Origin of the sequence: Ammoniphilus resinae (assembly GCF_017873965.1) — a bacterium.
Taxonomy (GTDB): Bacteria; Bacillota; Bacilli; order Aneurinibacillales; family RAOX-1; genus Ammoniphilus_A; species Ammoniphilus_A resinae.
Genome location: NZ_JAGGKT010000001.1, coordinates 767,914 through 780,415 on the forward strand (window position 1 = coordinate 767,914; position 12,502 = coordinate 780,415).

Annotated in this window: 12 protein-coding genes; all 12 read left to right on the plus strand. The window is 42.1% G+C overall.

Annotation, left to right across the window (positions count from 1 at the left end; translation table 11 throughout):
- The first annotated feature begins 131 nt into the window (after positions 1–131).
- The 12 genes from J2Z37_RS03775 to fliE all read left to right on the plus strand — a co-directional run bounded on the left by J2Z37_RS03775 (position 132) and on the right by fliE (position 12,467).
- The gene (locus J2Z37_RS03775; protein WP_209808844.1) at positions 132–1,253 is read left to right on the plus strand and encodes a hypothetical protein; all 1,122 of its coding nucleotides are present in this window, start codon (positions 132–134) and stop codon (positions 1,251–1,253) included.
- A gap of 166 nt (positions 1,254–1,419) precedes the next feature.
- Positions 1,420–2,580 (plus strand): ADP-forming succinate--CoA ligase subunit beta, encoded by a 1,161-nt coding sequence (sucC, locus tag J2Z37_RS03780; protein ID WP_209808845.1) that lies wholly within the window; start codon positions 1,420–1,422, stop codon positions 2,578–2,580.
- Positions 2,581–2,596: 16 nt separating this feature from the next.
- The gene (sucD, locus tag J2Z37_RS03785) at positions 2,597–3,502 is read left to right on the plus strand and encodes a succinate--CoA ligase subunit alpha (RefSeq protein ID WP_209808846.1); all 906 of its coding nucleotides are present in this window, start codon (positions 2,597–2,599) and stop codon (positions 3,500–3,502) included.
- A gap of 61 nt (positions 3,503–3,563) precedes the next feature.
- Entirely contained in the window at positions 3,564–4,706 is a 1,143-nt protein-coding gene (gene dprA / locus J2Z37_RS03790; protein WP_209808847.1) for a DNA-processing protein DprA, read from the plus strand.
- A 57-nt stretch (positions 4,707–4,763) separates the two neighbouring features.
- Positions 4,764–6,839, plus strand: coding sequence for a type I DNA topoisomerase (topA, locus tag J2Z37_RS03795; protein ID WP_209808848.1), 2,076 nt, complete (start codon positions 4,764–4,766; stop codon positions 6,837–6,839).
- Entirely contained in the window at positions 6,840–8,150 is a 1,311-nt protein-coding gene (trmFO, locus tag J2Z37_RS03800) for an FADH(2)-oxidizing methylenetetrahydrofolate--tRNA-(uracil(54)-C(5))-methyltransferase TrmFO (RefSeq protein WP_209808849.1), read from the plus strand.
- A gap of 149 nt (positions 8,151–8,299) precedes the next feature.
- On the plus strand, positions 8,300–8,842 hold the full coding sequence (gene hslV, locus J2Z37_RS03805; RefSeq protein ID WP_209808926.1) for an ATP-dependent protease subunit HslV: 543 nt from the start codon (positions 8,300–8,302) through the stop codon (positions 8,840–8,842).
- Positions 8,843–8,857: 15 nt separating this feature from the next.
- Positions 8,858–10,270: an ATP-dependent protease ATPase subunit HslU gene (gene hslU / locus J2Z37_RS03810; protein WP_209808850.1), complete on the plus strand. Its 1,413-nt coding sequence runs from the start codon at positions 8,858–8,860 to the stop codon at positions 10,268–10,270.
- A gap of 33 nt (positions 10,271–10,303) precedes the next feature.
- Positions 10,304–11,083 (plus strand): GTP-sensing pleiotropic transcriptional regulator CodY, encoded by a 780-nt coding sequence (codY, locus tag J2Z37_RS03815; RefSeq protein ID WP_209808851.1) that lies wholly within the window; start codon positions 10,304–10,306, stop codon positions 11,081–11,083.
- A gap of 211 nt (positions 11,084–11,294) precedes the next feature.
- On the plus strand, positions 11,295–11,693 hold the full coding sequence (gene flgB / locus J2Z37_RS03820; RefSeq protein WP_209808852.1) for a flagellar basal body rod protein FlgB: 399 nt from the start codon (positions 11,295–11,297) through the stop codon (positions 11,691–11,693).
- A 6-nt stretch (positions 11,694–11,699) separates the two neighbouring features.
- Positions 11,700–12,149 (plus strand): flagellar basal body rod protein FlgC, encoded by a 450-nt coding sequence (gene flgC, locus J2Z37_RS03825; RefSeq protein ID WP_209808853.1) that lies wholly within the window; start codon positions 11,700–11,702, stop codon positions 12,147–12,149.
- Between the two features lie 15 nt (positions 12,150–12,164).
- Positions 12,165–12,467 carry a flagellar hook-basal body complex protein FliE gene (gene fliE / locus J2Z37_RS03830; protein ID WP_209808854.1) on the plus strand — a complete coding sequence of 101 codons (303 nt, stop codon included), beginning with the start codon at positions 12,165–12,167 and terminating at the stop codon, positions 12,465–12,467.
- Positions 12,468–12,502: the final 35 nt, after the last annotated feature.

Consider the following 12,502-nt stretch of genomic DNA (forward strand, 5'->3'; position numbering starts at 1 on the left):
TCTCTTCAAAAGTGATGAAATTTTGTATTTTTTTACATGAAAAAAAGGAATCTGTCGTAAGTATGGAGAAAACGAAGTAATAAAGTCCTATTTTGTGTTGTGGGAAATATCGGTCCTAAGGAGGAGATTTCTTGGCCCTTTCTTATTGGAGGATGTTGTTCATATCCCTTCTCATCATTCTTATTGCAGGCTGTAGTAAGGAATTGCAGCCAGAACAGCACATAACAAACAAGGGAAATGAACATCAAACCTATACAGCAACGCAGACAGACCCTACCCCTCAAGAAAAATGGAATACCTTATTAGGTGATTTGAAAAATATTTCTGTCATTACGAAGGAAGGAACGGAAATTAATTTAGACAAGCAGGAGTTTCTAGAGAAATTTCATCAACTGCCCTTTGTGGAAGAAGCTAAGGAGGATCAATATGCTTATGATTATATGGTCCTGTTTTGGTCACAAACAGATGAACCTGCTGTGGTGTCGCTCACAAAACAAGGGGTGAAATGGGAAAATATATTTTACCGAGGTGATGGGGCGACGAAGTTTTCCGATTATATTGAAGTAAATGTTGCAAAAGAATTTTTTAAACAGGTAAATGCAAATCGAATCACGGTGATTTCCAAAGATCTGGATCAAACCAAACAGTTCTCAGACCAAGGAATTGAGGAACTGTTTAGTATGCTGCAACAAGCACAGTATTTAAAAGGCGGACCGAGAATTCCCTATCCCCTTTTTCCTTATTATGTTTTGGAAATGGACATGGCTGGCAAGGACATCATTCAGGTTGAAGTACTTTCACCTACTTTGATATCCGTTGGGCAGGGGAATGAAAAAATGTACTATCAAACGGTAGATTCATTGTATACTCCTTTAATGACCGAGATGCCAATAACGAATTACTCTGAACACAGTTTCAACCATCTTTTCAAAGCAACTGCTTTACAGGTTCATGATTATACCAGAGAGATAGCTCAAGTTTATGATTTGAAATTGGAAGAGATGACCGAGCTAGAGGTTCAATCTACGATCCATCAAGTGGTTCGTACCTTGAAGGGCGGAGAAAGAGCTGTTTCTTCGAAGCCGAATTCACCTGTTTACAAGTTGGTATTTGCAGTTGAAAAAGAAAAGATCCTTATTGATGTATATGAGGATGGATTTATTTACCAAGGGCAGTTTTACAAAAAGTCGAACGTTATAAATGGGATTAATCAAATGTTGGGAAACGAAGGGATATTCCAGAAGAAACCATAAAAAATAAGGTATCCATCCTTCCGTTTTTCCGACAGTGCAGAGAGTTTTTCTGCAAAAAAAGGAAAAAAGAGTTTTGCGTACGATTGTCGAATAGTGTATATTTGTATTTGCAGAATAGCTTCATAAGGTAATTTTATGAAAGTGACCGCTGATAGGAGGATGGAGAATGAATATCCATGAGTATCAAGGTAAAGAGATACTAAGACAGTATGGTGTAGCTGTATCATATGGGAAGGTAGCTTTTACTGCAGAGGAAGCAGTTGAGGCTGCAAAAACATTAAACTCAAAGGTTTATGTTGTTAAGGCGCAAATTCACGCAGGTGGAAGAGGAAAAGCCGGCGGTGTAAAAATTGCGAAGAGCCTTGATGAAGTCCGTACATATGCGAACGAATTATTAGGAAAAGTGTTGGTGACACACCAAACTGGACCAGAAGGAAAAGAAGTGAAGCGTCTTTTAATTGAAGAAGGATGCGATATTAAGAAAGAATACTATGTTGGGGTTGTTATTGACCGTAAAACCGGACGTGTCACCCTAATGGCTTCTGAAGAAGGCGGTACGGAAATCGAAGAAGTAGCCGAAAAGACTCCTGAAAAGATTTTCAAGGAAGTTGTTGACCCGGCTGTTGGCTTACAGGTTTTCCAAGCTCGTAGATTAGCGCTTAATATTAATATTCCAAAAGAGCTTGTGAACAAAGCGGTTAAGTTCATGATGGGCTTATACCAAGTGTTTATTGATAAGGATTGTTCCATTGCAGAAATCAATCCGCTTGTTGTAACAGGTGGCGGCGATGTTATGGCCTTAGATGCAAAGTTGAACTTTGACTCCAATGCTCTATTCAGACATAAAGATGTCGTAGCTTTACGCGATTTGGATGAAGAAGATCCAAAAGAAATTCAAGCGTCTAAGTTTGATTTGAACTACGTGGCATTAGACGGAAATATTGGATGTATGGTTAATGGGGCTGGACTTGCAATGGCAACCATGGACATTATTAAGTTTCATGGCGGTGAGCCCGCAAACTTCTTGGATGTTGGGGGCGGTGCTACAGCAGAGCGCGTTACTGAAGCATTTAAGCTGATTTTATCCGACAAGAATGTGAAGGGCGTCTTTATCAATATTTTCGGCGGTATTATGAAGTGTGATGTTATTGCTTCTGGGGTAGTTGAAGCAGCAAAGCAAGTACAATTAAACATCCCGCTTGTCGTTCGTTTGGAAGGAACTAACGTAGATCTAGGAAAGAAAATTTTAAAAGAATCTGGTCTGAATATCGTTGCGGCTGGGTCGATGGCAGACGGCGCAGATAAAATCGTTTCTTTGGTGAAATAAGGGGGGCTTGAGCGACATGAGTATACTTGTAAATAAAGATACGAAGGTTATTACACAGGGTATCACAGGAGCAACTGGTCTGTTCCATGCCAAAGGCTGTGCCGAGTACGGGACACAAATGGTTGGCGGTGTAACACCAGGTAAGGGTGGCACAGAAATCGAAGGATTCCCAGTTTACGATACAGTAGAAGAAGCTGTCAAGGCAACAGGTGCGAATGCATCAGTTATCTATGTTGCACCACCATTTGCTGCTGATGCAATTATGGAAGCGGTAGATGCTGAACTTGATCTTGTCATTTGTATTACTGAAGGAATTCCAGTCCTTGACATGGTGAAGGTACAGCGCTATATGGAAGGCAAGAAAACTCGCCTGATTGGACCAAATTGTCCAGGTGTCATTACGCCAGGAGAATGTAAAATTGGGATTATGCCTGGGTATATTCATGCCCCTGGTAAAGTTGGAATTGTTTCCCGTAGTGGAACCTTAACCTATGAAGCAGTACATCAATTAACAACAAATGGAATCGGACAATCTACAGCAGTAGGGATTGGTGGCGACCCAGTGAATGGTACCAACTTTATTGACGTCTTAAAGATGTTTAATGAGGACCCAGATACTGAGGCTGTTATCATGATCGGTGAAATTGGTGGAACTGCAGAAGAAGAAGCGGCAGAATGGGTAAAAGCCAACATGAAAAAGCCAGTAGTAGGCTTCATTGGTGGTCAAACGGCACCTCCCGGAAAGAGAATGGGACATGCTGGTGCGATTATTTCTGGCGGTAAGGGAACAGCTGCAGAAAAAATTAAGACAATGGAAAGCTGCGGAATTAAGGTAGCGAAATCCCCAGCCGAAATGGGACAAACCTTAATCAGTGTTCTTGAAGAAAGAGGTTTACTAGAAATCTGTAAGACAGTAAAATAAATGAACAGAAAGGGGTCAAAGATTTGGCCCCTTTTTACCTTATAAAAGAAAGGATGATTGAATGAGCAGAGAATTAAAACCAACTGATTGGTTGATTGCGGCAAGCCAAATGAAAGGGATAGGCCGGCAAACCTTGCGGAAAATTTTGCCCAATATCCAAGCTATTCCCCCAGACCTAACCTCCTTGAGACAGAACCTCCCTGAAGAAGTCGAGATTTCCCGAAACAAAAGACAACAATTATTACAGTTGAATCGACAACAAGTCATATCGGTAAAGGAAATGTTAAAAGAAAAAGGAATTGGAGCCATCAGTATTTTTGATCCCATCTACCCCAAAAATCTGCGCAACATACCAGACCCCCCATTAGTCCTTTATACCCTTGGAAATTTACAACTGTTGAGAAAACCGATGCTCTCCATCGTGGGGACAAGAATCCCAACCAATTATGGCAAACAAATTACCTTTCACTTTGGCAGGGAACTTGGCAATGAAGGCTTTTGCATTGTCTCCGGCATGGCCAAGGGAATTGACGCTGAAGCACATAAAGGTGCACTGCAAACCTGTGGTGGGACACTGGCCGTTTTAGGCTGCGGAATAGATGTTGTATATCCGGCCGAACACAGCTGGTTATACAAAGAAATCGCAGTACATGGGCTGATTGTCTCTGAGTATTCTCCCGGAACGAAACCACAAAAAATTTATTTCCCTGAACGAAATCGAATTGTCAGTGGCTTCTCTTTAGGAGTTATTGTTGTTGAAGCGTCGGCACGAAGTGGTTCTTCTCTCACGGTGGATAGTGCCCTGGAACAAGGGCGTGATGTGTTCGCCGTTCCTGGTTCCATTCTGTCTCCACAAAGCATGGGGACGAACAAATTAATTAAAGATGGTGCAAAATTGATTACACAAATAAAAGATGTAATTGATGAATACCCCCTTCACGCTCTATCTAAAAGGGACGGGTTAAAAAATGATTCAGAAATAACTGGTAATGAAAGTAAATTATTGGATATTATAGAGAATACACAGTCAACTTTTCATCAACTGGCCAATGCATCTGGACTACCCGCCAGAGAGGTCGCGGACGCTATTCTTAGGCTCCAGTTAAGAGGTAAAGTTAAGCAATTGCCAGGAGGTTTCTTTATGCAGGTGCAAAAAGAAGGTTTGACAAATGCGAAGTGCATCATTAATAATAGGGAAGATTAACCATGAACAGAGAAATGTATGGAAGATTTTTAATCCGTGGGAAAGGGGGAGGACAAATTGGCCGAAGCCCTAGTTATTGTGGAGTCTCCCGCAAAAGCAAAAACAATTGGAAAATATCTTGGAAAAAAATATATTGTTAAAGCATCGATGGGGCATGTTCGTGATCTCCCTAAAAGCCAAATGGGTGTGGATTTCAAGGACCATTTTTCACCGAAATACATAACCATTCGGGGAAAGGGAGATGTACTCAAAGAATTGCGGGATGCTGCAAAAAAAGTAAAGAAAATATATCTTGCAGCTGACCCTGATCGTGAAGGGGAAGCTATTGCTTGGCATTTGTCGCACAGCTTAAACATGGACCAGAGTGAACCTTGCCGGGTTGTGTTTAATGAGATCACGAAACAGGCTGTGAAAGAGGCTTTCAAACAGCCGCGTCAAATCAACATGGATCTTGTGAATGCCCAGCAGGCACGAAGAATTTTAGACCGGATGGTTGGATATAAGATTAGTCCATTACTTTGGAAGAAAGTCAAGAAGGGTTTGAGTGCAGGACGGGTTCAATCGGTTGCCGTTAAATTAATTATCGATCGGGAGAATGAGATTAAAGCATTTGTTCCGGAAGAATATTGGTCCGTCACGGCATTTTTAGAAGGAGATAGTAAAGAAATTTTTGAATCTAAATTTTATGGATTTGAAGAGAAAAAGGCAGAGCTAAAAAATGAACAAGATGTTCAAGATTTATTGAAAAGAATGGGGAATGCTCCCTTTGTCGTTAAGGAAATTAAAAAACGTGAACGCAAACGCAATCCCGCTCCTCCTTTTATAACGAGTACTTTACAGCAGGAAGCGGCAAGAAAATTAAACTTCCGTGCCGCTAAAACGATGATGGTCGCCCAGCAATTGTATGAAGGGATCGAATTGGGGAAAGAGGGTTCCGTTGGTTTAATTACTTATATGAGAACGGATTCAACACGGATTAGCCAAACAGCTATTGATGAGGCTAAAAGCTTTATAACGGAAACATTTGGGAAACAATATTCGCTAGAAGAGGCGCGAACCCATGCACAAAAAGAAAATGCGCAAGATGCACATGAGGCGATCAGACCAACCTCCATTTATCGTACACCTGATTCGGTAAAGGAGTATTTATCAAGGGATCAGCTCAGGCTTTATCGTTTGATCTGGGAACGCTTAGTTGCCAGTCAAATGGCATCGGCGATTCTCGATACGATGACGGTAACGATTGCAGTTGGAGAAGCGACCTTCCGTGCCAATGGTTCGAAAGTAAACTTTCCTGGGTTTATGAAGGTGTATGTAGAAGGAAACGATGACGGAAAAGAAGAGAAGGATAATATTCTGCCACCTCTTGAGGAAGGCCAAATCCTTTCCTTGAATAAAATCGACCCGAAGCAGCATTTTACACAGCCGCCTCCAAGATATTCTGAAGCCAGATTAGTTAGAACGCTTGAGGAATTAGGGATAGGCAGACCCAGTACCTATGCGCCAACGTTAGAAACCATCCAAAAGCGTGGCTATGTGGCTTTGGAGGAGAAAAGATTTGTCCCAACGGAGCTCGGTGAGATTGTCACAGAACTTATGGTTGAATTCTTTCCGGAAATACTGAACCCGAAATTTACTGCGAAGATGGAAGAGGATTTGGACTTTGTTGAAGAAGGTCAAATTGATTGGGTCAAAGTGTTGGAAAGGTTTTACGAAGGATTTGAAAAGCGGTTAGAAGTTGCTGAACAACACATGCAGGAAATAGAAATCGAAGACGAAGTTTCCGATGAAGTCTGTGAAAAATGCGGCAAACCCATGGTTTATAAGATGGGGCGGTTTGGAAAGTTCTTAGCTTGTTCAGGATTTCCGGAATGTCGCAATACAAAAGCGATTTTGAAAGAAACCGGTGTCCATTGTCCGAAATGTGAAGGAATGATTGTTGAACGAAGGAGCCAAAAGAAACGGATCTTTTATGGATGCAGTCATTATCCAGCGTGTGATTTTGTTTCCTGGGATAAACCAATTGAGCGAAAATGCCCAAAATGCTCATCCATGCTGGTTGAAAAGAAGGGTAAGAAGAAACAGGCCAACGTGCAGTGTATAGCTTGTGATTATATGGAGGTCAGCGATTAAATGAATGATTGGGTAACGGTTGTCGGGGCAGGGTTGGCTGGAAGTGAGGCAGCGTGGCAAATCGCCGAGAATGGGGTCAAGGTAAGACTTTATGAAATGCGTCCGGTCAAGCAAACCCCTGCGCACCATACCGATAAATTTGCTGAGTTGGTTTGCAGCAATTCCCTGCGAGCCAACTCTTTAACCAATGCCGTAGGGATTTTGAAAGAAGAAATGCGCCATTTAAATTCCGTCATCATCAAATCAGCAGACTTTTGTTCTGTTCCGGCAGGCGGAGCCTTGGCGGTTGACCGGCATGAGTTTGCAGCGGCTGTAACGGACGCCCTGCGCAACCATCCGAATATTACCGTGGTCAACGAAGAAATCGAGCAAATCCCCGATGGGATTTGCGTCATTGCAACTGGACCGCTTACATCTGAAGCGCTATCCAGTCAATTAAAAAGCTTAACAGGTGAAGAGTATCTGTATTTTTATGATGCTGCAGCACCGATTATTGAAAAGGAATCGATTAATATGGACAAGGTGTTTCTTGCCTCCCGTTACGACAAAGGAGATGCAGCATACCTTAATTGTCCTTTGAATGAGGATGAATTCGAACAATTCTACCAGGCATTAATTACAGCCGAAGTTGCTCCTCTAAAAGAATTTGAAAAAGAGATCTTTTTTGAAGGGTGTATGCCGATCGAAGAAATCGCCCGGCGCGGGAAGCAAACTCTTTTATTTGGCCCGATGAAACCCGTCGGTCTTGTCGATCCGCGAACAGGAAAACAACCCTATGCCGTGATCCAATTAAGGCAGGACAACAGCGCGGGTACATTGTTTAACATTGTTGGTTTTCAAACCCATTTAAAATGGCCAGATCAAAAACGGGTATTTCGAATGATTCCTGGTTTGGAGAATGCAGAAATTGTTCGTTATGGCGTGATGCATCGGAATACTTTTATCAACAGTCCTAAACTATTGAGGGCAACTTATCAGTATCAGGGCAGAGACAATTTGTTTTTTGCCGGTCAAATGACTGGTGTTGAGGGGTATGTCGAATCAGCGGCGGCAGGCTTAATTGCCGGGATCAATGCTTCTCGTTTGGTGAGAGGTGAGGATTCATTCGTCTTCCCTGTAGAAACTGTAATTGGAAGTATGGCTCACTATATTACATCCACCAGTGCGAGCAACTTTCAGCCAATGAATGCTAATTTTGGCTTATTGCCTCCTTTGGAAAAGAGGATAAAGAACAAGCAGGAGCGAATTAAGGCGATGGCAGACCGGGCATTGACGATTATTCAGAATTTTACCGGAAACCTCCACAATTAAGTTGCCAATGATGTCCCTATTGTGTTAATATTTAATATGCTTGATGGGAGCTGTGAAAGGCAGCTCCCATTGGCATTCTGGGAAAGTGCAGGCTCAGCTCACCTTTCACTTCTCACCTCTAATAGAAAGGGGCTTGTCGAAGGTTGGATATGACATTTCATGCTACAACGATTTTTGCTGTTCATCATAAAGGCCAAGCTGCAATGGCTGGAGATGGCCAAGTGACATTTGGGAATAGTGTAGTGATGAAGAGTAAAGCCAAAAAGGTTCGACGATTATACCGTGGTCAAGTGCTTGCTGGTTTTGCCGGTTCTGTTGCCGATGCCATTACCTTATTTGAAAAATTCGAAGGAAAATTGGAAGAATTCCATGGGAACCTTCCGCGTGCCTCCGTTGAATTAGCCAAGGAATGGAGATCAGACCGGGTATTACGCAGACTAGAAGCAATGATGATTGTGATGAATAAGGAACACTTGCTTTTGCTCTCTGGCAATGGAGAAATCATTGAGCCAGATGACGGCCTATTAGCCATTGGATCAGGTGGCAACTATGCCTTGTCTGCTGGTCGTGCACTGAAAAGCTTCGCTGCAGAGACGATGAACGCGAAGGAGATGGCCGAAGCCGCCCTCCATATCGCAGCAGATATTTGTGTGTATACGAATCACAATTTGGTTGTCGAAGAACTTGAATAAGAAGGGGTGGAAGGGATGAACAAGACGGACAGTTATACTCCAAGACAAATAGTTGATTTGCTAGATCGTTATATTGTCGGTCAATCAGAAGCCAAAAAATCCGTTGCCATCGCTTTGCGAAATCGCTATCGACGCAGTCTTCTCCCTGAGGAACTACGAGAAGAGATTGTACCCAAAAACATTCTCATGATTGGACCTACAGGTGTCGGGAAAACAGAGATCGCACGCAGAATGGCAAAGGTAGTTGGCGCCCCGTTTATCAAGGTTGAGGCAACAAAATTCACAGAAGTAGGGTATGTTGGCAGAGATGTGGAATCGATGGTACGCGATTTATTAGAAACCGCGGTCCGCATTGTCAAACAGGAGAAGATCGAAAAGGTCCAGGACCGAGCAGAGAAACAAGCTGAAGAAAGATTGGTCCACCTTCTCGTGCCGTCACCCAAAAATAGCAAGTCTTTTAAAAATCCTTTTGAAATGTTCTTTCAGAACCAGAACCAACAGACGGATAGTACCAACGGAAATTCTTCGGCTGCCTTGGATGACAAGGAACTGGACCAAAAACGTCGTCAGGTTGCCCACAAGTTAGCGTTAGGTGAACTGGAAGATCATATGGTAGAGGTAGAAGTAGAAGATTCCATGCCTGCCATGTTTGATTTCTTCCAGGCTCCAGGTACAGAGCAAATGGGAATGAATATGCAGGAAATGCTGGGGAATATTTTGCCGAAAAAGACCAAAAAGCGGAAGCTGACGGTTAAGGAAGCCCGGAAGTATCTTACACAGGAAGAAGCTCAGAAACTAATTGATATGGATGAGGTCCACCAGGAAGCTGTGCATCGCGCCGAGGAAACCGGGATTATCTTTATTGATGAGATCGATAAAATTGCTGGCAAGGAAAGCGGTTCTCCCGATGTTTCAAGGGAAGGCGTACAACGGGATATTCTCCCGATTGTGGAAGGATCTACAGTGAATACAAAATATGGGCCGGTCAAAACTGACCATGTCCTGTTTATCGCTGCAGGTGCTTTTCATATTTCTAAGCCTTCTGATTTAATTCCAGAGCTTCAAGGGAGATTTCCGATTCGCGTGGAATTGAAAAGTCTTACGGCAGATGATTTTATACGTATTTTAACAGAGCCAAAAAATGCGTTATTAAAACAATATGCAGCACTTTTAGAAACCGAAGGAATAAAAATCGAATTTTCTGACGAAGCTATTAAGGAAATCGCAGAAATGGCAAAAGAAGTCAATGATTCAACAGATAATATTGGGGCAAGACGTTTACATACGATCCTAGAAAAATTACTCGAAGATCTTTCATTTAATGCATCGGATATTACGATGGAGAAAATTCTCATCACTCCGCAATATGTTGAAGAAAGACTGCAGGGAATTGTAAAAAATAAGGATTTGTCTCAATACATCTTATAAAATGAAAAAAGAAATGAATTAGGAGGAAATGAAATGGATTTATTAGCAAAAATTCGCAGAATCAACCGGTTGCTTCAGAAAACGGCTGGACACCCTGTTAATTTTATGGAAATGGCAGAGGTATTAAGCACAGTGATCGAAGCAAACATTTTTGTATTAAGCAGAAAAGGGAAAATCTTGGGCTACGCCAATGTTCAAGAGATTCATAATGACCGCCTGGAAGAAATGCTTCAAGAAAGAAGATTTCCTGGTGACTACAGCAATCAATTGCTTAAGGTAGAAGAAACTTCTGCAAACTTGGATATCAATAGTCCATACACAGCTTTTCCAGTAGAAATGAAAGATATGTTCAGCAATGGTTTAACTACACTTGTTCCAGTTATCGGTGGTGGGGATCGCCTTGGAACCCTTGTATTGGCACGTGTCAATGGTACCTTCAATGATGATGATTTAATTCTTGCAGAAGTTGGAGCAACGGTTGTAGGGATGGAAATTCTCCGCGAACGTGCTGAGGAAATTGAGCAGGAAGCTAGAAGCAAGGCTGTTGTACAAATGGCTGTTGGTTCCCTATCCTATAGTGAACTAGAAGCAGTAGAACATATTTTTGAGGAATTGGACGGCAAGGAAGGATTGTTGGTTGCCAGCAAGATTGCCGATCGTGTAGGAATTACCCGTTCTGTAATTGTTAATGCTCTGCGGAAATTGGAAAGTGCCGGTGTAATCGAATCCCGTTCACTAGGGATGAAAGGTACCTACATTAAAGTATTAAATGATAAGCTTTTGCCAGAGCTTGCAAAATTGAAGTCATCTTAAGTTGAATAGATGGAAAAACAAGGTCCTATCCACTCGGGTAGGACCTTTGTTATACTTTTGGTACAATTTATTACTAAAGTTCTATAAATGGATTTTTTTACGTAAATTTTGCAATAAACTGTCGATAAATGTCATTTCTCTGTTATAATCCATTATGGAACATCTATGTGTTAAATGACATTTATGGGATCAAGGAGTGAGTGGGAACAGAATGAGTATACCTTTGCTAAATATTTTGGAACGATCGTTGGATGCCTCTTCAATGCGTCAAAGGGCGATTTCTAATAATCTTGCAAATTCCGGAACACCTGACTATCAACCGCAGAGAGTGGCCTTTGAAGAGCAACTTAAGATGGCACTTGATCAAAACTCTTCAGATTTTGTTGGACGCCGTACAGATACACGACATATCCCGATTGGGAAATCGTCCGTGCTACCGACACCGACTCTAAAAACTGAGGATATTGTAATGAACAATGACGGTAATGGCGTAGATGTCGATTATGAAATGGCTTCTCTTTCGAAAAATTCCTTATGGTATAACGCCATGGCCCAACAGATAAACCACGAATTCAATCTTTTGAAAACGGCGATTAAGGGAAGGGGATAATCAAAGATGTCTTTGTTTCAACAGCTAAACATTAGTGGATCAGCGTTAACTACACAGCGACTAAAGATGGACATTATTTCCTCCAATATTGCCAATGCCACAACGACGAGAGGCCAGATGGTGAACGGAGAATGGGTTCCCTACCGTCGAAAAATGGTAGAAGTTGAACCAAGAGGCGGTCCATTCGCGAACTTCCTGCAGACTGCTATGCAGCAGGGAAATGAAAGCCGAGGTGTCCGAGTTACGCGAATTGTCGAGGATCAAACCCCTTTTAAGCAGGTCTATGATCCGGAACACCCGGATGCGAATCAAGATGGGTACGTTATGCTGCCGAACGTCGACATGACGAAAGAAATGGTAGATCTATTAAGCACCACAAGAGCCTATGAGGCAAATGTTACGGCGTTTAACGCAGGAAAAAATATGGATTTAAAAGCATTGGAAATAGGAAGGTAAGAGGTGGGTTTTTAAATGAATTTGAATCGAATTGGACTTGAGTTTCCGATCACGAATTCGGGCAGTGCTATACATAAAACTCCAACTCCGCAAACGAAAGAATCGTTCTCGGAAGTATTAAGTCAATATTTAAACGATGCCAATAAGCAAATGCTAGAATCGGAAAATCTTACTGCCAAACTGGCAACGGGAGAAGTCAACAATCTTCATGAAGTGACGATTGCTGCTCAGAAGGCCTCGATAGCTTTGCAGTTAACTGTTCAAGTGAGAGATAAGGCGCTTGAAGCATATCAAGAGATTATGCGGATGCAGGTTTAGTCTTCAACATCATGAGACAGGAAAGTGACGGGGTA